The following is a 21,140-nucleotide window of genomic DNA, read 5'->3' on the forward strand; positions in this document are numbered from 1 at the left end:
CTCTTTTCATAATACCTTCGCTCGCCTGACGCCAAACGCAGGGTGATTTAAGAGGTATACTCGAAGTTAATAAGCGGTTTAAATTTGAATTAGTTGGCCAAATAACCAACGCAACCATCGCTTACATTATCTCCATAAGCAATTAAGGTGGTGGTAAATGTTATTTAATATTAATAAGATAGAGCCTTGCTCTATAATCAAAAAGATACTATGCGCCTGAAATTGTCATCTCTCCTGGCAGCCGTCTCTATGCTGTGCGGACAGGCCTTTGCCGCGCCAGCGCTGCCTGCTCACGCCGATATCCGTGATAGCGGCTTTGTTTATTGCGTCAGCGGTCAGGTCAATACTTTTAATCCGCAAAAGGTCAGCAGCGGACTGATTGTCGACACGCTGGCCGCCCAACTCTACGACCGCCTGCTTGATGTCGACCCTTATACTTACCGTCTGGTGCCTGAGTTGGCGGAAAGCTGGGAGGTACTGGATAACGGCGCGACCTACCGTTTCCATCTGCGCAACAACGTGCCATTCCAGACCACCGCCTGGTTCAAACCCACCCGCAACTTCAATGCCGACGACGTTATTTTCACCTTCGGACGCATTTTTAACCGCGACCATCCATGGCATAACGTCAACGGTAGCAGCTTCCCTTATTTCGACAGCCTGCAGTTCGCCGACAGCGTTGAAAGCGTGCGTAAGCTGGATAACCAGACCGTCGAATTTCGCCTGAAACGCCCGGACGCCTCGTTCCTTTGGCACCTGGCAACCCACTACGCCTCGGTCATGTCGGCGGAATATGCCGCGAAGCTGGCGCAGGGCGATCGTCAGGAGCTGATTGACCGCCAGCCGGTCGGCACCGGTCCGTTCCAGTTGGAAGAGTATCGTAGTGGCCAGTACATCCGGCTACAGCGCCATTCAGCCTACTGGCGCGGCATGCCGTTGATGCCGCAGGTTGTCGTCGATCTCGGTTCCGGCGGGACAGGTCGCCTGTCGAAATTGCTCACCGGCGAGTGCGACGTGCTGGCCTGGCCCGCCGCCAGCCAGCTCTCAATTTTGCGTGACGATCCGCGACTGCGTTTGACCCTGCGTCCAGGGATGAATATCGCCTGGCTGGCGTTTAACACTGCGAAACCACCGCTCGATAACCCGGAAGTGCGTCATGCGCTGGCGCTGGCGATTAATAACCAGCGTCTGATGCAATCGATCTACTACGGCACGGCAGAAACCGCAGCGTCGATGCTGCCACGCGCCTCCTGGGCCTACGATAATGACGCCAAGATTACCGAATACAATCCAGCGAAAGCGCGCGCCCAACTGAAAGCGCTGGGGCTGGAAAAGCTAACCCTCAAACTGTGGGTGCCAACCAGTTCGCAAGCCTGGAACCCCAGCCCGCTGAAAACCGCCGAGCTTATTCAGGCGGATATGGCGCAGATCGGCGTAAAGGTGATTATCGTGCCGGTTGAAGGTCGCTTCCAGGAGGCAAGATTGATGGATATGAACCACGATCTGACGCTCTCTGGCTGGGCAACGGACAGCAACGATCCGGACAGTTTTTTCCGCCCGCTGCTGAGCTGTGCGGCGATTACCTCGCAAACCAACTACGCTCACTGGTGTAACCGCGAGTTCGATGAAGTGCTGCAAAAAGCGCTGACCTCGCAGCAGCTGGCATCGCGTATTGAAGCCTATAAAGAGGCGCAGCATATTCTCGCCAACGAACTGCCAGTACTGCCGTTGGCTTCTTCGCTGCGTTTACAGGCTTACCGTTACGATATGAGAGGCCTGGTACTGAGCCCGTTTGGCAATGCTTCCTTTGCGGGCGTCTCGCGCGAGAAAGAAGACGAGGTGAAAAAACCATGATTATTTTTACCCTGCGCCGCTTCCTGCTGCTGCTGATTACGCTCTTTCTGCTGACCTTCGTCGGCTTTAGTCTGAGCTATTTCACGCCGCACGCCCCGCTACAGGGCGCTTCGCTGTGGAACGCCTGGTTGTTCTGGTTTGAAGGAGTACTGCACTGGGATTTCGGCGTCTCCAGCATCAACGGTCAACTGATCTCCGAGCAGCTCAAAGAGGTTTTCCCGGCCACCATGGAGCTGTGCATCCTCGCCTTCGGCTTCGCGCTGTTAGTCGGCATTCCCGTCGGTATGCTGGCAGGGATTATGCGTAATAAATGGCCGGACACCCTGATTAGCGCCCTGGCGCTGATGGGCTTTTCTATTCCGGTCTTCTGGCTGGCGCTGCTGCTGACCCTGTTCTTCTCTCTGACGTTAGGCTGGTTCCCGGTATCAGGGCGCTTCGACCTGCTGTATGAAGTCAAAACAGTCACCGGTTTTGCGCTGATTGACGCCTGGCTTTCTGATTCGCCGTGGCGTCATGAAATGATCGTCAGCGCCGCGCGTCATATGGTGCTGCCAGTGCTCACCCTGGCGGTGGCGCCGACTACCGAAGTGATCCGCCTGATGCGTATCAGCACCAGCGAAGTCTACGACACGAACTATGTCAAAGCCGCAGCGACTCGCGGCGTTTCACGGCGCACCATTTTGCACCGTCACGTGCTGCACAACGCCCTGCCGCCAGTGATCCCGCGTCTGGGATTACAGTTTTCCACCATGCTGACGCTGGCGATGATTACCGAAATGGTCTTTAGCTGGCCGGGTCTTGGCCGCTGGCTGATCAACGCCATTCGTCAACAGGATTACGCGGCGATTTCGGCGGGGGTGATGGTCATTGGCGCGCTAGTGATCATTGTGAACGTGATATCCGATATTTTGGGTGCTATGGCTAACCCACTGAAACATAAGGAATGGTATGCCCTACGATAGCGTTTATCTGGAGAAGCGCCCGCCCGGCGCGCTGCGCACCGTATGGCGAAAATTTTATGGCGATACGACCGCGATGGTGGGTCTGTACGGCTGCGCGGCGTTAGTGCTGTTATGCGTTTTCGGCAGTTGGTTCGCCCCGTACGGTATTGACCAGCAATTTCTTGGCTATCAGCTATTGCCGCCGTCGTGGTCGCGCTACGGCGAAGTCTCATTCTTCCTCGGCACGGACGATCTTGGCCGTGACGTCCTCAGCCGGCTGCTAAGCGGGGCGGCACCAACGGTAGGCGGCGCGTTTGTGGTGACCCTTGGCGCAACCCTGCTGGGTCTGGTGCTGGGCGTGATTGCTGGCTCTACCCATGGCCTGCGCTCAGCCATCATGAACCATATCCTCGACACTCTGCTGTCGATCCCATCCCTGCTGTTGGCAATTATCGTCGTCGCCTTTGCCGGGCCGCACCTCAGCCACGCCATGTTCGCCGTCTGGCTGGCGCTGCTGCCGCGTATGGTACGTTCGGTTTACAGCATGGTGCATGACGAGCTGGAAAAAGAGTACGTCATCGCCGCCCGCCTCGACGGCGCGTCGACGCTGAACATTTTATGGTTTGCGGTGCTACCGAATATTACCTCCGGCCTGGTCACTGAGATTACCCGCGCGCTGTCGATGGCCATTCTGGATATCGCTGCGCTGGGCTTCCTCGACCTCGGCGCTCAGCTCCCCTCTCCGGAATGGGGAGCAATGCTCGGCGACGCGCTGGAGTTGATTTACGTCGCGCCGTGGACGGTGATGCTGCCGGGGGCGGCAATCATGCTAAGCGTCCTGCTGGTTAACCTGCTGGGCGACGGGATCCGCCGCGCAATCATCGCCGGGGTGGAATAATGCCGTTACTTGATATCCGTAATTTAACCATCGAGTTCAAGACCAACGAAGGCTGGGTCAAAGCCGTCGATCGCGTCAGCCTGACCCTGGCAGAGGGCGAAATTCGCGGGCTGGTCGGAGAATCTGGGTCGGGAAAAAGCTTAATCGCCAAAGCGATTTGTGGCGTCACCAAAGATAACTGGCGGGTGACCGCTGACCGTATGCGCTTCGATGATATCGACCTGCTGCGCCTCTCGAACCGTGAACGCCGCAAGCTGGTGGGCCACAACGTATCGATGATTTTTCAGGAGCCGCAATCCTGTCTTGATCCTTCCGAACGTATCGGCCAGCAGTTAAAGCAAAATATCCCCGGCTGGACCTTTAAAGGTCGCTGGTGGCAACGCCTGGGCTGGCGTAAACGTCGCGTCATCGAGCTGTTACACCGCGTGGGGATTAAAGATCATAAAGACGCCATGCGCAGCTTTCCCTACGAACTCACTGACGGCGAGTGCCAGAAGGTGATGATTGCTATCGCGCTGGCAAACCAGCCGCGGTTGCTGATCGCCGATGAGCCAACCAACGCCATGGAACCGACGACCCAGGCGCAAATCATCCGCCTGCTGACGCGGCTCAATCAGAACAACAACACCACCATTTTGCTGATCAGCCACGATATGCAGATGCTGAGTAAATGGGCGGACAAAATTAACGTCATGTACTGCGGGCAGACGGTAGAGAGCGCTCCCAGCGAAGAGCTGGTGACCATCCCCCATCACCCGTATACCCAGGCGCTGATTCGCGCAATCCCGGATTTCGGTAGCGCCTTGCCGCATAAGAGCAGGCTCAACACCATGCCCGGGGCGATCCCATTGCTTGAACAGTTACCGATCGGCTGCCGCCTCGGCCCGCGTTGCCCCTATGCCCAGCGTGAATGCATCGAAACGCCCCGGCTGGTGGGCGTGCGTAACCATCTCTACGCCTGTCATTTCCCGCTGAACATGGAGAAAGAGTGAAATGGTCGAAACATTGCTTGAAGTGCGCAATCTGAGTAAGACCTTTCGCTACCGTACCGGCTGGTTTCATCGACAAACCGTGGACGCGGTCAAGCCGCTGAGCTTTACCCTGCGTGAACGCCAGACCCTGGCCATTATTGGCGAGAACGGCTCAGGGAAATCAACGCTGGCGAAAATGCTTGCCGGAATGGTCGAGCCCAGCACCGGCGAACTGCTGATTGATGACCATCAGCTGGAATTCGGCGATTACTCTTATCGTAGCCAACAGATTCGCATGATCTTTCAGGACCCGTCGACTTCACTCAACCCACGGCAGCGAATTTCTCAAATTCTCGATTTTCCGCTGCGTCTGAATACTGACCTCGAGCCAGAAGCACGACAAAAGCAGATTATCGAAACGCTCCGTATGGTCGGGTTGCTGCCGGACCATGTGAGTTACTATCCGCATATGCTGGCGCCAGGGCAAAAACAGCGCCTCGGTCTGGCCCGCGCGCTAATTCTGCGCCCGAAGGTGATTATTTGCGATGAGGCGCTGGCGTCGCTGGATATGTCGATGCGTTCACAGTTAATCAATCTGATGCTGGAGTTACAGGAAAAACAGGGTATCTCCTATATCTACGTCACCCAGCATCTGGGGATGATGAAACATATCAGCGATCAGGTTTTAGTGATGCATCAGGGGGAAGTGGTCGAACGTGGCAGCACCGCAGATGTACTGGCCTCGCCGCTGCATGACCTGACCAAACGTCTTATCGCCGGGCATTTTGGCGAGGCGCTCACGGCCGACGCCTGGCGTAAAGACGGCAAATAATCCGAGGCGTACAATACGATGATTATTCCGGTTCAGTTTTCCTCTTTACCCGTGACGCCGTGGAAAAACGGCGGCGGCGAAACTCGAGAAATTGTCAGCCTCCCCTCGCCTGATGCGCCTTTTATCTGGCGCGCCAGTATTGCCACCCTGAGTAACGATGGGCCGTTTTCCCTCTTTCCTGAGGTTGACCGGGTGATTACCCTTCTTGAAGGGCAGCCGCTGTGGCTGCACGGCGACAACATCGCGCAGCGCCTTGAATTATGGCAACCGTGGGCTTTTGCCGGAGAATGGCCCCTCGTCAGCGAGGGCATTTCCGGACGCGGCCTGGATTTCAATATCATGACTCAGCGCTCGCGCGCCGCCGCTCAGGTCACGGTTGTCGCAGAGCAACAGCAGCCCGGCGCGGAAGGTATCGCCTGGGTGCTGCAAGGTCGCTGGCAACTGGCTGGCAAGACCTGTACAGCCGGTTCAGGGATCTGGTGGCACGGCGAGTCGCCGGGAGAGCTGCTCCCGCAATCTGCGGATGCCCGGCTTTTACTGGCCGAGATTGAACGCCGCTAACAACGGATGTCTGTCATATCAGAGGGTATACTCTCTTGTATGCACGGTAACCCTTACGTGATAAGGCGTAAGGGACGACAGAAAAATATCGTGACACAAGGGGTCGTCAGTGGGATATAATTCCCGGCTAAATTTGAGTTATTTTGAAATAACAACGCTAACCAAATGATTGTTAAAGTAAAAATACGCAATAACGATAAGGATTAAAGCTATGGGTTTTCTTTCCGGTAAGCGCATTCTGTTGACTGGCCTTGCCAGCAAACTGTCCATCGCCTACGGTATTGCGCAAGCAATGCACCGTGAAGGGGCTGAACTGGCGTTCACCTATCAGAACGAAAAACTGAAAGGTCGTGTGGAAGAATTTGCTGCGGCACTGGGTTCCAACATCGTACTGCCGTGCGACGTGGCTGAAGATGAGAGCATTGAATCTCTGTTCACCGAGCTGGAAAAAGTATGGCCGAAGTTCGACGGTTTCGTACACTCTATCGGCTTCGCTCCAGCGGATCAGTTGGACGGCGATTATGTTAACGCGGTCACTCGTGAAGGCTTCAAAATCGCCCACGATATCAGCGCCTACAGCTTTGTGGCGATGGCTAAAGCCTGCCGCGGTATGCTGAACCCGGGCTCCGCCCTGCTGACGCTGTCCTACCTGGGCGCAGAGCGCGCGATCCCGAACTACAACGTAATGGGTCTGGCGAAAGCGTCCCTCGAAGCTAACGTTCGTTACATGGCGAACGCTATGGGTCCGGAAGGCGTTCGCGTTAACGCTATCTCTGCCGGTCCGATTCGTACTCTGGCTGCTTCCGGCATTAAAGATTTCCGTAAGATGCTGGCGCACTGCGAAGCGGTCACTCCGATCCGCCGCACCGTCACCACTGAAGACGTGGGTAACAGCGCAGCATTCCTGTGCTCCGACCTGTCTGCAGGCATCTCCGGTGAAGTCGTTCACGTTGACGGTGGTTTCAGCATCGCCGCAATGAACGAGCTGGAACTGAAATAAGTTCTTTGCCCTCCTCGCGTCCGTGAGGAGGGTGCTTTCCCCCGCACTTTTCTTTTGTTATTCCAATCCGCTATTTGTTAGCACGTATCAATATTTTCTCCCGCTCCGGGGTTAAGCCAGGATAGTTCAGCATAGCGCAACCGCGAAACGGTGGTTTGCCACATACCGAACAAGGATCCCCCATGGAGCAACGCCGCGTTAACGGCAAAAACCACTGGTATCATGAGACCCAGTCAACAATCTGCCCGGTGGATGTATTGCCGCTCGTCCCTGAAGCCGCCCATGTCGAAGATCGCTTTCTACTCGACCTGACTCTGCCCGAAGATCTTTTCCAGGCGCATGCGCGTTGGATAGCGCCTGCCCGTCAGTTAGCCGATGCCTTCTTCCCGACGACAGTGGTTGTGAGCCGCTTGCAAACATTTAATGCCTACGACCGGCTAAGTACTGCGCTGACCGTGGCACAGGTTTACGGCGTACAGCGCCTGTGTAACCACTATGCTGCCCGCCTGGCACCGCTTCCCGGCCCGGACTCTTCGCGAGAGAGCAACCGTCGTCTGGCACAGATCACGCAATATGCTCGCCAGCTTGCCAGTTCGCCTTCGGTTATTAACGCGCTATCCCGCAGTCAGTTGGATGAGGTGGGCTTGACCAGCCGCGATATTATTCTGATCAATCAGATTGTTGGCTTTGTCGGCTTTCAGGCCCGCGCTATCGCCGCATTCCAGGCCGCATTAGGTTATCCGGTTCGCTGGATACCCGGCATGCCGCAGCAGGAAGATGCGCCAGAAGCGCTTTTTGCCGCGAGTGATGTCGACTGGCAGCCGGGCCTGGACGATTCAGATTTACACTACGCTAATGATGAGCGTCAATCGCTGTTAGCTGACTGGCAGAAGCATCCCGGTTTGTTCGAACTGGCACCGCTGCTGGCGACACAGGAGCCACCTCTTAGTGTGCTGGAACAAGTTCTGACACATCTCAGCGACGCGCAACAGTTTGTCAGTCAGGTGGCGCTGATAACCGCACGCATTAACGGTAGCACCAGCTGCTTTAACGCTTGGGTCGCACGATGTCCGGATTTGCCAGACCTTATTGAGGCTTTGCGTGGCCATGAGGCAGACGCTCAGGCATGGGGGCAGCAACATCCCCAGGAACGCGTCATTTTACAGGCCGTCCAGCTTTTGACCCGAGCCCCAGACCGCTTCAGCGCCGCCCAGCTAACTCCCCTTATTGAATACGGACTCTCTCGCACTTCGGCTATCGACCTTCTTGCCTGGTGCGGGCTGTGCGGTTGGATGAATCGACTGAAAATCGCCCTCGGGAATGTGTGTCAGCAGACGTAAAATGCTGAAACAGCGCTTGCTGAGGCAGGCATATTCGCGTAAAAATGTCAGCCGCTCTTTTAGCCACGAAAATAAGAAATTATGTTTCAGGACAACCCGCTGCTAGCGCAGCTTAAACAGCAACTGCATTCCCAGACTCCGCGCGTTGAAGGGGTCGTTAAGGGGACGGAAAAAGGCTTTGGCTTCCTGGAAGTCGACTCGCAGAAAAGCTATTTCATTCCGCCGCCGCAAATGAAAAAAGTGATGCACGGCGACCGTATTATTGCCGTGGTCAATACTGAAAAAGAACGCGAAAGCGCTGAGCCGGAAGAGCTGGTTGAGCCTTTTCTGACGCGTTTTGTCGGCAAAGTTCATAAGAAAGATGACCGTCTTTCCATCGTTCCTGATCATCCGCTGCTGAAAGATGCCATTCCCTGCCGGGTCGTTCGCGGCGTTGAGCATGATTTTAAAGAGGGTGACTGGGCCGTTGCTGAAATGCGCCGTCATCCACTGAAAGGCGATCGCGGCTTCTATGCCGAGCTGACCCAGTTCATCACCTATGGCGATGACCATTTTGTACCATGGTGGGTTACCCTCGCGCGCCACAATCTGGAAAAAGAAGCGCCGGATGGCGTAGCAACTGAAATGCTGGATGAAGGTCTGGAACGCCGCGATTTAACCGCGCTGGCTTTCATGACTATCGACAGCGCCAGCACCGAAGATATGGACGATGCCCTGTACGCAGAGCTTGCCGCGGACGGTAAACTGCACCTGACCGTCGCTATCGCCGATCCGACCGCCTGGATTGCTGAAGGCAGCAAGCTGGACAACGCGGCGAAAATTCGTGCCTTTACCAACTATCTGCCGGGGTTCAATATCCCAATGCTGCCGCGCGAGCTGTCTGACGACCTGTGTTCCCTGCGCGCCAACGAAGTTCGTCCGGTTCTGGCCTGCCGTATGATTCTGGCTGATGACGGTACCATTGAAGATGATATCGAATTCTTCACTGCCACCATCATGTCCAAAGCGAAACTGGCTTACGATGATGTTTCCGACTGGCTGGAAAATAACGGCAGCTGGCAGCCAGAGAGCGATGCCATCGCTCAGCAAATCAAACTGCTGCAGGATGTCTGCCTACGCCGTAGCGAATGGCGTAAAACCCACGCGCTGGTGTTTAAAGACCGCCCGGACTACCGCTTTGTGCTGGGTGAGAAAGGTGAAGTGCTGGATATCGTTGCCGAACCACGTCGTATCGCCAACCGCATTGTTGAAGAGTCGATGATTGCCGCCAATATCTGCGCTGCCCGCGTGTTGCGCGATAAACTCGGTTTCGGCGTCTATAACGTCCATACCGGTTTTGATCCGGCAAACACCGAGCAACTGGCTGCGCTGCTGAAGACGCACGATGTGCACGTTGACCCGGTGGAAGTACTGACGCTCGAAGGCTTCTGCAAGCTGCGTCGCGAGCTGGACGCGCAGCCGTCTGGCTTCCTCGACAGCCGCATTCGTCGCTTCCAGTCGTTCGCGGAAATTAGCACCGAGCCGGGACCTCATTTCGGTCTGGGCCTCGAAGCTTACGCGACCTGGACCTCTCCGATCCGTAAGTACGGCGACATGATCAACCATCGTCTGCTGAAAGCGGTTATCAAAGGGGAAACCATTGCGCGTCCACAGGATGACGTTGCGGTACAGATGGCGGACCGCCGTCGTCTTAACCGCATGGCGGAGCGCGATGTCGGAGACTGGCTATACGCCCGTTATCTGAGCCCAAAAGCCGGAACCGATACGCGTTTTGCAGCTGAAATCATTGATGTCAGCCGCGGTGGAATGCGCGTGCGTCTGGTCGATAACGGTGCTGTCGCCTTTATCCCGGCTCCGTTCCTGCACGCCGTTCGCGATGAACTGGTTTGCAGCCAGGAAAATGGTACCGTGCAGATTAAAGGTGAAGTCGTCTACAAAGTGACCGACGTAATCGACGTCACGATTGCCGAAGTTCGCATGGAAACCCGCAGCGTGATTGCGCGTCCTGCCGCCTGATAGACTGCCCTGTGCGGCTCCCGTTCGGAGCCGCATTCTGGCCCTTCCCGTTGTTTTCCTGCGCGTTTTCCGCTAATAACAGTAGATGAGTTAGGTTGTGAGTTTTTTTCGCTTCTCTTTTTCATCCGTTTTTAGCATCATTGATTTTATTCACATTTGTAACCAGGATTACGCCATGTCAGATCTGAATGCCCGCCTGCTCGCCCAACGTATTGATACCGTGCTGGATATCCTGGTTGCCGGAGATTATCACTCCGCCATTCATAATCTGGAAATTCTAAAAGCTGAACTGCAGGCGCTTTCTAGTGACGAACAGGAAGCCAAGCCCGGCCAAACTAAAGCGCCGTGGGAAATCTAAAAACCTTTATCGCCGCGGTCGGCCGTTCAGCGCCGATTGTCAGCCTCAAATAGCCCTTTAACTGTGATGTTGCTATGAACGCCCGACAACAAAGTATTTTGCAAATGGTCATTGATAAAGGCCGTATGAGCGTGTCCGATCTCGCGAAGATGACCGGTGTCTCTGAAGTCACTATTCGCCAGGATTTGAATTTACTGGAAAAGCAGAGCTATCTGCGACGTACCCATGGTTTCGCTGTTCCTCTGGATAGCGAAGATGTGGAAACCCGCATGATGACCAACTTTTCTATTAAACGAGAGCTGGCTACGCGAGCCGCTACGCTTGTCTCTTCCGGCGAGACGGTGTTTATCGAAAACGGCAGCTGCAACGCCCTGCTTGCGCGTACGCTTGCCGAGCGTGGCGATATCACCATCATCACCGTCAGTAGCTATATCGCTCACCTGCTTAAAGAGACGCCCGGAGAAGTCATTCTACTGGGGGGGATTTACCAAAAACGCAGCGAAAGTATGGTTGGCCCACTGACGCGGCAGTTCATTCAACAAGTTCACTTCAGCAAGGCCTTTATTGGTATCGATGGCTGGCAAGCTGAAACCGGGTTTACCGGTCGGGATATGATGCGCGCCGATGTCGTCAACGCGGTGCTGGAAAAAGGCTGTGAAGCGATTGTGCTAAGCGACAGCTCGAAGTTCAGCGTTGTTCACCCCTATCCGCTAGGCCCTGTAGAACGATTTAATCGCATTATTACCGACGACAACCTAAACGATGCCGTTCGCGATCGGCTGGCTGCGTGCGGGTTAATCGTCGATATCGTTAATCACTCCTGATTCCCCATTTCACTGCAACACCTCACTCTGCCGGGTAAATACCCGGCTCATGCTTCGTCTGAGACTTTTCTGACACCTGAATTAAGACTTTTTACCTCCCTGAAAATTTTATAGAAAGTAAAATTAATGTTAGCGATATAACAGGAAGTGACTATCACCTGCGTGATTAGAGTAACACCTGCGCAACTCAGCTTCATGGAATACCCCTTAAGCAGGAGTAACAAGCTATGCTTATAGGAAGTTGTATCCGTGAATAGATTATTCAGGAGAAAATTATGATGACTTCAATGAACAAAAAAATGGCCGCTGCGGTCCTGGCAATAACAGTTGCAATGTCTCTGAGCGCTTGTTCTAACTGGTCTAAACGCGATCGTAACACCGCTATCGGTGCGGGTGCCGGCGCAATCGGTGGTGCAGTGTTAACTGACGGTAGCACCCTGGGTACGTTGGGCGGCGCCGCAGTCGGCGGTATTATTGGCCACCAGGTTGGTAAATAATATATATTGGATTAAAGAGAATAAAAATATAGTAACTGACTAGTACAGCAGCAAAATTTAAGGCCGCGATATTTATCGCGGCCTTATTTATTGATTAACCGCCAGCAAGCTTAACCCTCATTCCTTTGGCTTCCAGAAGCGATTTGAGTAAATCACGCTTATCGCCCTGAATCTCAATCACGCCATCCTTCACTGAACCGCCGCAGCCACATTTCTTTTTCAGTTCAGCAGCCAACTTAGCCAGCGCCTCGTCGTTTTCATCGATACCTGTAATCAAGCATACGCCTTTGCCTTTGCGACCGCTGGTCTGGCGCTGAATGCGCACAATGCCATCACCTTTCGCACGCTCTTGTACCTGTTTGGGTTCATCGATACGCCCGCTGTCCGTCGAATACACCAGACGACTGTTGGAATCGCTCATCACGCCCCCTTATTCAATGATGCATTAATACTACTTAGCGTGGCGGCCGGATCGACAGACTGAGTCACCGGGCGACCAATGACCATATAATCAACACCAGCGGCCAGCGCCTGTTCCGGCGTCATGATCCTCCGCTGATCGCCTGCATCGCTGCCTTGCGGACGAATGCCTGGCGTCACCAGCTTAAATGCCTGACCTAGTTCCCGTTTGAAGCGCACCGCTTCCTGTGCTGAACAAACAACGCCATCCAGGCCACAGTTCTGGGTCAGCGCCGCCAGCTTCGCGGCATAATCGGCCGGGGAAAGCGTAATGCCCAGATCCTGTAGGTCGCTGGCTTCCATACTGGTTAATACGGTCACCGCGATCAGCAGCGGCGCATCATTACCAAATGGTAGCAAGGCTTCACGTGCGGCGGTCATCATTCGCGCGCCGCCGGAGGCATGAACGTTGACCATCCAGACGCCGAGTTCTGCCGCAGCAGCGACCGCCCGCGCCGTGGTATTTGGAATATCGTGAAACTTCAGATCGAGAAAAACCTCAAAACCACGCTGGTGCAGACAGTGGACAAACTCCGGCCCCAACAGCGTAAACATCTCTTTGCCAACCTTCAGGCGGCAGTCGCGTGGGTCGATGCGGTCGACAAATGCCAGCGCTTTATCACGGTTATCATAATCAAGAGCAACAACAATTGGAGAGGATGTGACAACGCGGGAAGAAGATGTAGCAGTAGACGTCATGACCGGACCTTAATTGTTGATGGGCGCCAGTGTGGCGCAAAAAAGGTAAACGGGCAGCATTCTACCTGCGATAAGGCGAAAATGACAGGTTGTATTTCCCGCCCTGCCAGGCGGGTTTACTTCCGATGCCAAAGGAAATGGAGAATAAAAACACCTTAGTATGTTGTAACTAAAATGCGGATTTTTTTTAATCTACTGCCCATCAAGGCCGCGAATTGGCTTAATTGTTGCCCATGAGCGACAGGATGGACAGTGCCAGTACAGGGTATGGGCGGTAAAACCACATTTCTGGCAGCGGTATCGCGGCTTACTGCGAACCTGTTCACCGACCATCTGGCGTAAAACGCCCAGGCTCTCTTTCGCTCGCCCCTCTTCAGCCTCGTTGATATGGTAGTCAATCAGCTTATGGAACACGCGCATCGTTGGATGACGCTCCAGCTGACGCGTGACGTAGTTTTGCGCCGACTCCATACCTTCCCGCTGTTCAAGGATTTGCGCCAGCATTAAGTCAGCGGTCGCCCCGGTATTTTCTTCTGCGCAGCGGCGCAAAAACGCTTCCCACTCATCGGTTTTGCCCAGCTGCTGGTAACAGGTTTGCAGCATGTCTAACGTTTCGCCGACCAGTTCTTTGTCCTGCTCGATGACGCGCTCCAGGCTCTCTACCGCTTTGGCATAATCGCCCTTTTCCATCCATACCCGGCCCATCATAATGGAAACTCGAGCGCTATTACGATCGGCAGCGGCACCTTTTTTCAGCAACGTCATGGCCTTATCCAGATCGTTACCCGCCATTTGCTGTAAGGCAAGCTCACACCAAAAATTGGCAATTTCGCCGCGATGTTTATCTTTGCCCAGCTTAACCAGACGTTCTGCCATTTCGATAGCGGACTGCCAGTCGCTGGTTGCCTGATAAATTTGCAGCAGCTGTTGCAAGGCGCCGAGACGAAAATCGGTTTCATCCACCAGCTGTTTAAACATGCTTTCCGCACGGTCATACAGACCAGCGGCCATGTAGTCGCGACCGAGTTGCTGTACGGCCAGCAGTCGCTGGTCATACGTCAACGAAGCGCTTTCCATCAGGCTTTGGTGAATGCGAATGGCCCGGTCAACCTCGCCGCGGGAGCGGAACAGGTTACCAAGCGTCAGGTGGGCTTCAACGGTACCGGTATCCTCTTTCAGCATATCGAGGAATAGATCAACGGCTTTATCCTGCTGATTGCTCAGCAGGAAGTTGCCCCCCGCCACATAATCACGTGACAGACGGCTCGCATCGTCCTGTTTGGACTGTTGTGCACTTCTGCGCCCCATATACCAACCGTAGGCAGCGGCAACGGGCAAAAGCAGAAACAACAACTCCAACATAAATGATTATTCCTTCACCGCGGGAACACCGGCTTGCGCAGGTGTAGCGCTGGTTGGCGCGATCTGGTGTTCCAGACGCTTGATTCTACGTTCAGCACGCGCCAGCGAGACGCGAACGCGCAGCCAGAAAAGGCCGCAAATCAGCCAACCAATAGCAAAACCAGCAGCAAACAGGACGGCCAGCAGTGTCGAAATCCGGAATTCACCCTGCGCGAGCAAATAATTGAATGTGACTACCTGGTCATTTTGCGCACCCAGCGTCACTGAAATGACAAAGATCGCTAACACCAGTAAGAAAATGAGTAAATATTTCACATTACTTCCCGTTATGTGGGTTGCGCGAAAAAATCCCGCGTTCAGCCCTATAAAGTATCATTTTCGCCGCAGCGGTGAAATGGAAATGCACAACGCCAGTACAGGATATGCGGCCTGATGACGGTAAAGTCAACATTACTCCGGGGCTGCAGCCCTTTTTTTAATGTCCTGAGCCTCTTCTCCTGGCGGCGATAGCGGACCACAAAACCGTTGCGTAAGCCAGGTCGCCAGGGTAACCAGCAGCCAGGAAATCACGGTTGCCACGATCAAGTCCAGCGGCCAGTGCATACCAAGCGCCAGGCGGCTGCCCATCACCGCAGTGGCCCATGTTAGCAGTAGCGCCAGAGTGACCCAACGACGCCGCGGCCACAGCAAACCAACGCCGAGTAATGCCCAACTGGCGGCAAACATCGTGTGACCGGATGGGAAAGCGAATCCAGTCTCTTTCTGCCAGTGCTTACGCAGAAATTTAGGAATTTGCTGCTCTTGCGCTAGCTGCTCATGCACCAGTTTAGCGCGATCTTTACGTTTCAATGCGTAGAATTGATTCACTGGCACTTGTTGCGTCTTTTCCAGCCAAATGACGAAGGGCCGAGGCTCCTGCACGCGATCTTTAATCCAGGATTTCATGCCCTGCCCGATCAAAATTGCAGCCGCCAGAATCAGAAACAGCACGATTGCCGCCCGTAGACGAAAACGCAGGCACCACAGGAACCAGCCGCACAGGATAACGTGGGTAATAACGCCCCAGGGTTGAGTCACCGTTTCGGTCACCCAATACAACAGCTTCATCACCCCTTCCGGCAACCCTGGATGCCATTTCCAGCCGGAAATCCAGACTACAACAGGCATAACCAATAACAGCGCCGCGCCAACGGCGGTTCGTCTGGCAATCAACAGCATCTCGTCTCCTTATCATTGACCTGGATATCATAACGGAAAGTGGTTCGTTTGTGCGCTTTGCACGCAAGCAGCCGTGCGCAATTAGGAGAACGTCACGCCGTTGTGGCAAAATAGCGGCAAACAGAAGCACAGTCAGGTGCTGATAGAATCTGGAGAATCACATGCAGCTTAAACGTGTGGCAGAAGCCAAACTGCCAACCCCATGGGGCGATTTTCTCATGGTGGGTTTTGAAGAACTGGCAACCGGGCAGGATCATGTTGCCCTGGTTTTTGGCGATATCTCGGGGCAGGTCCCCGTTCTGGCTCGCGTACATTCAGAGTGCTTAACGGGCGATGCCCTTTTTAGTCTGCGTTGTGATTGCGGGTTTCAGCTAGAAGCGGCATTGTCGCATATTGCCGAAGAGGGCCGCGGCATCCTGCTATATCACCGTCAGGAAGGGCGCAATATTGGCCTGCTGAACAAAATCCGCGCCTATGCTTTACAAGATCAGGGTTATGACACGGTCGAAGCTAACCATCAGCTCGGTTTTGCCGCCGATGAGCGCGACTTCACGCTGTGCGCCGATATGTTTAAGTTGCTCAACGTCGATCAAGTGCGCCTGTTAACCAACAATCCGAAGAAAGTCGAAATTCTGACCGAAGCAGGAATCAACATTGTTGAACGCGTACCGCTGATCGTGGGTCGTAACCCGAAAAATGCGCACTATCTGGATACGAAAGCCGCCAAAATGGGGCACTTGCTCAATAAATAATCCGGGCAGAAAAATTCAGGGCCAGCATACGCTGGCCCTCTTTGTTTAAAGCATCGTGGTTTATAGCATATTGCGAATGACATAATGCAAAATGCCATCGTTCTGGTAGTACGTCAGCTCAGTGGCGGTATCGATACGACAGCGGCAGTCTATAACGTCCAGTTTGCCATCTGCTCGGGTTAGGGTCACCGGAACCGTCATCCCCGGCTGCAGTGATCGCAGGTTGCTGATATCGATCCTCTCCTCACCAGTGAGTCCCAGCGTTTTACGCGTAACACCCTGCGGGAATTCTAACGGCAATATCCCCATCCCAATCAGGTTCGAGCGGTGGATACGCTCAAAAGATTCGGCAATAACCACCCTGACGCCAAGTAGACGCGGTCCTTTCGCTGCCCAGTCGCGGCTGGAGCCTGAGCCATACTCTTTCCCGGCAATCACCGCCAGCGGCGTGCCTTCATCTTTGTACAACATTGCCGCATCATAAATCGCGATAGGTTCACTATCGGGAAGATGGCGCGTCATCCCTCCTTCCACTCCGGGCACCATTTCGTTGCGAATACGGATATTGGCAAACGTACCGCGCATCATCACCTCGTGATTTCCGCGTCGCGAACCGTAGGAGTTAAAATCGGTGCGTTCAACGCCATGATTTTGCAGGTAACGACCCGCCGGGCTATCGGCTTTGATGCTACCCGCCGGTGAAATGTGGTCAGTCGTCACTGAGTCACCCAGCATCGCCAGAATGCGCGCGCCATGAATGTCTTCTACCGGTTTGGGTTCAACGCCCATGTCGTCAAAGAACGGCGACAGGCGAATATAGGTTGAGTCATCCTGCCAGTCGTAGGTATCAGAGCGATCGACTTTTATCGACCGCCATTCGGGCGTCCCTTCAAACACCTCGGCGTACTCCTTATGGAACATCTCCGTCGAAACCTGCTCAACCGCATGCGCGACTTCTGCTCCACTTGGCCAGATATCTTTCAGATACACGGGCTGACCGTCTTTGCCGATGCCCAACGGATCGCGGGTCAGGTCGAGGTTCATATTGCCCGCCAGCGCGTAAGCTACAACCAAAGGTGGCGAGGCCAGCCAGTTAGTTTTCACCAGCGGATGAATTCGGCCTTCAAAGTTACGGTTACCGGAAAGCACGGCCCCGACGGTCAAATCGCCCTGTTTGATTGCGCGCTCAATCGGATCCGGCAACGGCCCGGAGTTACCGATACAGGTAGTACAACCATACCCCACCAGGTTAAAGCCCAGCTCATCAAGATATGGCGTCAACTTTGCGTGGGCCAGATAGTCGGAGACCACTTTCGAACCCGGCGCCAGCGAGGCCTTCACCCACGGCTGCGGCTTTAGTCCCCGCTCGACAGCATTTTTTGCCAGCAGGCCGGCGGCCATCAACACGCTGGGGTTAGAAGTGTTGGTACATGAGGTAATCGCGGCAATCGCCACCGCACCATCCGGCAGCGAATATTGCTGTCCGTTCAACGTATAGTCGATGGGCCGTTTGTCTTTCTGCGCATGGTTAACTTCCAGCTCGGCGCTGGCGGCAAAAGCTTTAGGGACATCACCCAGAGCAACGCGATCCTGCGGGCGCTTCGGCCCTGCCAGGCTAGCTTCTACGGTCCCCATATCCAGCGCTAGAGAGCTGGTGAAGACCGGTTCGTCCCCTGGCTGTCGCCACATCCCCTGCGCTTTCGCATAGGCTTCCACCAGCGCCACCTGCTCTTCGCTGCGCCCGGTCAGGCGCATATAGCTCAACGTGACGGCATCAATAGGGAAGAAACCGCATGTCGCGCCGTACTCCGGCGACATATTAGCGATGGTGGCACGGTCTGCCAGAGGTAGTGAATCAAGTCCATCTCCGTAGAACTCGACAAATTTACCCACTACGCCGTGTTTGCGCAGCATTTGCGTCACGGTTAGCACCAGGTCGGTGGCGGTGATACCTTCACGCAGCTTGCCGCTCAGCTTGAAACCGACAACATCCGGGATCAGCATGGAAACAGGCTGCCCCAGCATCGCGGCTTCCGCTTCGATGCCGCCAACGCCCCACCCCAGTACGCCGAGGCCATTGATCATCGTAGTGTGCGAGTCGGTCCCGACCAGGGTATCCGGGTACGCCACCCATTCGCCGTTTTGCTCTTCACTCCATACCGCCTTGCCAAGGTACTCAAGGTTAACCTGGTGGCAAATCCCGGTGCCCGGCGGCACCACGCTGAAGCGGCTGAACGCCTGCTGTCCCCAGCGCAAAAATACGTAGCGTTCGTGGTTACGCTCCATCTCAAGACGGACGTTCTCTTCAAATGCATCATCATCGCCAAAGCGGTCTACCGTCACCGAGTGGTCAATAACCAGATCGACGGGAGAGAGCGGATTCACTTTGGCGGTATCGCCTCCCAGGCGTTTTACCGCTTCACGCATCGCTGCCAGATCCACCACTGCGGGAACACCGGTAAAATCCTGCATCAGCACACGTGCTGGTCGGTAGGCGATCTCTCGATCAGCATGAGCATTTTTCAGCCATCCGGCCAGGGCGTGAATATCTTCGGCGGTTACCGAATCACCGTCCTGCCAGCGCAGAAGGTTCTCCAGTAGTACTTTGAGCGATTTAGGTAAACGTGACAGATCGCCCAATTCTTTGGCGGCCAGCGGTAAGCTGTAGTAATGCCAGGTCTTATCATTAACCTGTAAGGTTTCCTTGCTGGCGGCTCGTAGGGTTGACGACATAGCTCCTCCTTAACATAGGGATAGCAAGCCCTGATCCTCCTCAGGGACATTATTAAAGATAACACATCTTTGACGTAACATTTTGATAACAACCCGAATTGCTAAAATCGATGAAACGCATCAAGACAGAAATTTTGAATAATGGGTGCTAAAAATATTGAGAAGGTTTGAATGAGGTGCGTTTTATTACTGCGGAGTTGTATTAGTACACGAGTACAAAAGAAGAACTAATCGCCACTATTTTGACGATTAGTTCAGCAAAGTAAATTTATAGAGAGAGACCAAAAAGGCAAAAAATATATACTCCTTATGACTGTTATTTTATCGAATGGAAATAGTTCTCAAATCCAGTTTGTCATAAAAAAGACACAATCAATTTGACTGGAAATGTGCTCTAGTTAAGTAACCACACGTTGCAGACAACCAGAGCAATGACGCTCCAGAACATCGCAAGCCCAAGGATAACGGCGCTCCAGGCCTTACTTCTCAAAACCGGATCTATCTCAGTCTTGTCACGTTCCTGTGACATCGCATACTTCATATAATCGATATCACTAATCATTTTTTCACCACCAATCGTTAATAACAACTAAGTACAGATAAATCTTAATTATGGATTCAGTATTAATCCAGTGAATTTGCCTCTCAGAAGATAAATTTCATCAATACTTTGATCGCGACGGGTATATTTGCAAATGTGGTAGGATGAGTTAGCAAAAATTGTGATTCAGACGAGGTTTAGATATTCAATTATAGGCCATCATAGGATTTGGCATCCCCTTGAGGATGCCATTATTATTTATACGCTTATTTTTCCGGTAACTTAATATCTTTGAACATCGCTTCAATATCTTCATTTGAACGCAATGCCACAGCGGTATCGACGACATCACGCGTCAGATGTGGGGCGAAACGTTGAATAAAATCATACATATAGCTTCTCAGGAAGGTACTGCGACGAAAGCCGATTTTAGTCGTGCTGTGGCTGAAAATATCGTTGGCATCAAGTTTGACCAGATCCGGATCGGAGACAGGATCGACTGCCATGCTGGCAATAACCCCTACCCCAAGGCCCAGGCGCACGTAAGTTTTTATTACATCAGCATCGGTTGCGGTAAAGACAATGCGTGGCGTCAACCCGGCACGGTTAAAAGCAGTGTCCAGCTCGGAACGACCGGTAAACCCGAAGGTGTAGGTCACCAGCGGATACTGCGCCAGTTCCTCGATAGATACCGAACCTCGGGAAGCCAGCGGGTGCTCCGGCGTCACAACCACGGAGCGGTTCCAGTGATAGCACGGCAGCATGACTAAATCATCATAGAGATGCAGCGCTTCGGTCGCGATCGCAAAGTCAGCATTACCTTTCGAGACGGCCTCAGCGATCTGCGTTGGCGAGCCCTGATGCATGTGCAATGAGACGCGCGGATAGCGCTCGATAAACCCTTTAATCACTCCCGGGAGCGCGTAGCGAGCCTGAGTATGAGTGGTCGCAACGTACAGCGAACCTTTATCAGGCCAGGTGTGTTCACCGGCGACCGACTTTATCGCATCCACTTTTGACAATACTTCACGAGCAATGCGGATGATCTCCTGCCCGGCGGGAGTCACCTGAGTTAAATGTTTGCCGCTGCGGGCGAAAATCTGAATTCCCAGCTCATCTTCCAGCATGCGGACCTGCTTGCTGATGCCTGGCTGTGAGGTATACAGCCCTTCGGCAGTAGAGGAGACGTTCAGATTATGGTTAACAACCTCAACGATGTAGCGGAGCTGCTGTAGTTTCATGGCTGATATCCGATAACGCGTAAAATGAACCCGCTTAATACAT

The 21,140-nt window shown here is 53.9% G+C and carries 21 protein-coding genes; 13 read left to right on the forward strand and 8 right to left on the reverse strand.

What is annotated here, in order from left to right:
* Positions 1-210: 210 nt before the first annotated feature.
* From sapA to osmB, 12 genes are all read left to right on the forward strand, one after another.
* Entirely contained in the window at positions 211-1,854 is a 1,644-nt protein-coding gene (gene sapA, locus AC07P6_RS17640; protein WP_434659115.1) for an ABC transporter substrate-binding protein SapA, read from the forward strand.
* Positions 1,851-2,816 carry a putrescine export ABC transporter permease SapB gene (gene sapB, locus AC07P6_RS17645; protein ID WP_112216495.1) on the forward strand — a complete coding sequence of 322 codons (966 nt, stop codon included), beginning with the start codon at positions 1,851-1,853 and terminating at the stop codon, positions 2,814-2,816. The genes sapA and sapB overlap by 4 nt, the downstream gene beginning before the upstream one ends.
* Complete coding sequence (gene sapC / locus AC07P6_RS17650; RefSeq protein ID WP_181482493.1) at positions 2,803-3,693, forward strand: putrescine export ABC transporter permease SapC; 891 nt, start codon at positions 2,803-2,805, stop codon at positions 3,691-3,693. The genes sapB and sapC overlap by 14 nt, the downstream gene beginning before the upstream one ends.
* Entirely contained in the window at positions 3,693-4,685 is a 993-nt protein-coding gene (gene sapD, locus AC07P6_RS17655) for a putrescine export ABC transporter ATP-binding protein SapD (protein ID WP_181482494.1), read from the forward strand. Before sapC ends, sapD begins: the two co-directional genes overlap by 1 nt.
* A 1-nt stretch (position 4,686) precedes the next feature.
* Complete coding sequence (gene sapF, locus AC07P6_RS17660) at positions 4,687-5,496, forward strand: putrescine export ABC transporter ATP-binding protein SapF (protein WP_110273484.1); 810 nt, start codon at positions 4,687-4,689, stop codon at positions 5,494-5,496.
* An 18-nt stretch (positions 5,497-5,514) separates the two neighbouring features.
* Positions 5,515-6,057 carry a HutD/Ves family protein gene (locus AC07P6_RS17665; protein ID WP_112216492.1) on the forward strand — a complete coding sequence of 181 codons (543 nt, stop codon included), beginning with the start codon at positions 5,515-5,517 and terminating at the stop codon, positions 6,055-6,057.
* Between the two features lie 211 nt (positions 6,058-6,268).
* Positions 6,269-7,057, forward strand: coding sequence for an enoyl-ACP reductase FabI (fabI, locus tag AC07P6_RS17670; protein ID WP_112216491.1), 789 nt, complete (start codon positions 6,269-6,271; stop codon positions 7,055-7,057).
* 182 nt (positions 7,058-7,239) lie between these two features.
* Positions 7,240-8,397, forward strand: coding sequence for a carboxymuconolactone decarboxylase family protein (locus AC07P6_RS17675; protein ID WP_304258529.1), 1,158 nt, complete (start codon positions 7,240-7,242; stop codon positions 8,395-8,397).
* 81 nt (positions 8,398-8,478) lie between these two features.
* Complete coding sequence (locus AC07P6_RS17680; RefSeq protein WP_478313964.1) at positions 8,479-10,413, forward strand: exoribonuclease II; 1,935 nt, start codon at positions 8,479-8,481, stop codon at positions 10,411-10,413.
* A gap of 175 nt (positions 10,414-10,588) precedes the next feature.
* A complete protein-coding gene (locus AC07P6_RS17685; RefSeq protein WP_182238156.1) occupies positions 10,589-10,771 on the forward strand; it encodes a YciZ family protein in 183 nt (60 codons plus the stop codon).
* Between the two features lie 74 nt (positions 10,772-10,845).
* On the forward strand, positions 10,846-11,595 hold the full coding sequence (gene yciT / locus AC07P6_RS17690; protein WP_478313966.1) for a DNA-binding transcriptional regulator YciT: 750 nt from the start codon (positions 10,846-10,848) through the stop codon (positions 11,593-11,595).
* Positions 11,596-11,873: 278 nt separating this feature from the next.
* The gene (osmB, locus tag AC07P6_RS17695) at positions 11,874-12,092 is read left to right on the forward strand and encodes an osmotically-inducible lipoprotein OsmB (RefSeq protein ID WP_434664125.1); all 219 of its coding nucleotides are present in this window, start codon (positions 11,874-11,876) and stop codon (positions 12,090-12,092) included.
* A 94-nt stretch (positions 12,093-12,186) separates the two neighbouring features.
* On the opposite strand, the gene yciH is transcribed toward osmB, so the two are convergent.
* The 5 genes from yciH to pgpB all read right to left on the reverse strand — a co-directional run bounded on the left by yciH (position 12,187) and on the right by pgpB (position 15,830).
* Positions 12,187-12,513, reverse strand: a complete 327-nt coding sequence (yciH, locus tag AC07P6_RS17700) for a stress response translation initiation inhibitor YciH (RefSeq protein WP_478313968.1) — start codon at positions 12,511-12,513, stop codon at positions 12,187-12,189.
* A complete protein-coding gene (pyrF, locus tag AC07P6_RS17705) occupies positions 12,513-13,250 on the reverse strand; it encodes an orotidine-5'-phosphate decarboxylase (protein ID WP_478313969.1) in 738 nt (245 codons plus the stop codon). The genes yciH and pyrF overlap by 1 nt, the downstream gene beginning before the upstream one ends.
* Before the next feature lie 192 nt (positions 13,251-13,442).
* Complete coding sequence (gene lapB, locus AC07P6_RS17710) at positions 13,443-14,612, reverse strand: lipopolysaccharide assembly protein LapB (RefSeq protein ID WP_478313971.1); 1,170 nt, start codon at positions 14,610-14,612, stop codon at positions 13,443-13,445.
* Between the two features lie 6 nt (positions 14,613-14,618).
* Positions 14,619-14,927, reverse strand: a complete 309-nt coding sequence (locus tag AC07P6_RS17715) for a LapA family protein (protein ID WP_110273496.1) — start codon at positions 14,925-14,927, stop codon at positions 14,619-14,621.
* A 135-nt stretch (positions 14,928-15,062) separates the two neighbouring features.
* Entirely contained in the window at positions 15,063-15,830 is a 768-nt protein-coding gene (gene pgpB, locus AC07P6_RS17720; protein ID WP_181482502.1) for a phosphatidylglycerophosphatase B, read from the reverse strand.
* Between the two features lie 161 nt (positions 15,831-15,991).
* On the opposite strand from pgpB, the gene ribA reads away from it, so the two are divergent.
* Positions 15,992-16,582 carry a GTP cyclohydrolase II gene (ribA, locus tag AC07P6_RS17725; protein ID WP_478313974.1) on the forward strand — a complete coding sequence of 197 codons (591 nt, stop codon included), beginning with the start codon at positions 15,992-15,994 and terminating at the stop codon, positions 16,580-16,582.
* A 60-nt stretch (positions 16,583-16,642) separates the two neighbouring features.
* Here ribA and acnA read toward each other — a convergent pair whose 3' ends face one another.
* From acnA to cysB, 3 genes are all read right to left on the reverse strand, one after another.
* Positions 16,643-19,315, reverse strand: coding sequence for an aconitate hydratase AcnA (gene acnA / locus AC07P6_RS17730; RefSeq protein WP_478313976.1), 2,673 nt, complete (start codon positions 19,313-19,315; stop codon positions 16,643-16,645).
* Positions 19,316-19,709: 394 nt separating this feature from the next.
* Positions 19,710-19,877, reverse strand: a complete 168-nt coding sequence (locus tag AC07P6_RS17735) for a YmiA family putative membrane protein (RefSeq protein WP_110273500.1) — start codon at positions 19,875-19,877, stop codon at positions 19,710-19,712.
* Positions 19,878-20,122: 245 nt separating this feature from the next.
* Entirely contained in the window at positions 20,123-21,097 is a 975-nt protein-coding gene (gene cysB, locus AC07P6_RS17740) for an HTH-type transcriptional regulator CysB (protein WP_110273501.1), read from the reverse strand.
* Between the last annotated feature and the right edge of the window lie 43 nt (positions 21,098-21,140).

It is taken from the genome of Klebsiella sp. GFKo11, assembly GCF_056490265.1.

Coding starts and splice junctions, on each gene's coding strand:
- sapA (WP_434659115.1), top strand. CDS start 211: ATGCGCCTGAAATTGTCATCTCTCCTGGCAGCCGTCTCTATGCTGTGC.
- sapB (WP_112216495.1), top strand. CDS start 1,851: ATGATTATTTTTACCCTGCGCCGCTTCCTGCTGCTGCTGATTACGCTC.
- sapC (WP_181482493.1), top strand. CDS start 2,803: ATGCCCTACGATAGCGTTTATCTGGAGAAGCGCCCGCCCGGCGCGCTG.
- sapD (WP_181482494.1), top strand. CDS start 3,693: ATGCCGTTACTTGATATCCGTAATTTAACCATCGAGTTCAAGACCAAC.
- sapF (WP_110273484.1), top strand. CDS start 4,687: ATGGTCGAAACATTGCTTGAAGTGCGCAATCTGAGTAAGACCTTTCGC.
- AC07P6_RS17665 (WP_112216492.1), top strand. CDS start 5,515: ATGATTATTCCGGTTCAGTTTTCCTCTTTACCCGTGACGCCGTGGAAA.
- fabI (WP_112216491.1), top strand. CDS start 6,269: ATGGGTTTTCTTTCCGGTAAGCGCATTCTGTTGACTGGCCTTGCCAGC.
- AC07P6_RS17675 (WP_304258529.1), top strand. CDS start 7,240: ATGGAGCAACGCCGCGTTAACGGCAAAAACCACTGGTATCATGAGACC.
- AC07P6_RS17680 (WP_478313964.1), top strand. CDS start 8,479: ATGTTTCAGGACAACCCGCTGCTAGCGCAGCTTAAACAGCAACTGCAT.
- AC07P6_RS17685 (WP_182238156.1), top strand. CDS start 10,589: ATGTCAGATCTGAATGCCCGCCTGCTCGCCCAACGTATTGATACCGTG.
- yciT (WP_478313966.1), top strand. CDS start 10,846: ATGAACGCCCGACAACAAAGTATTTTGCAAATGGTCATTGATAAAGGC.
- osmB (WP_434664125.1), top strand. CDS start 11,874: ATGACTTCAATGAACAAAAAAATGGCCGCTGCGGTCCTGGCAATAACA.
- yciH (WP_478313968.1), bottom strand. CDS start 12,513: ATGAGCGATTCCAACAGTCGTCTGGTGTATTCGACGGACAGCGGGCGT.
- pyrF (WP_478313969.1), bottom strand. CDS start 13,250: ATGACGTCTACTGCTACATCTTCTTCCCGCGTTGTCACATCCTCTCCA.
- lapB (WP_478313971.1), bottom strand. CDS start 14,612: ATGTTGGAGTTGTTGTTTCTGCTTTTGCCCGTTGCCGCTGCCTACGGT.
- pgpB (WP_181482502.1), bottom strand. CDS start 15,830: ATGCTGTTGATTGCCAGACGAACCGCCGTTGGCGCGGCGCTGTTATTG.
- ribA (WP_478313974.1), top strand. CDS start 15,992: ATGCAGCTTAAACGTGTGGCAGAAGCCAAACTGCCAACCCCATGGGGC.
- acnA (WP_478313976.1), bottom strand. CDS start 19,315: ATGTCGTCAACCCTACGAGCCGCCAGCAAGGAAACCTTACAGGTTAAT.
- AC07P6_RS17735 (WP_110273500.1), bottom strand. CDS start 19,877: ATGATTAGTGATATCGATTATATGAAGTATGCGATGTCACAGGAACGT.
- cysB (WP_110273501.1), bottom strand. CDS start 21,097: ATGAAACTACAGCAGCTCCGCTACATCGTTGAGGTTGTTAACCATAAT.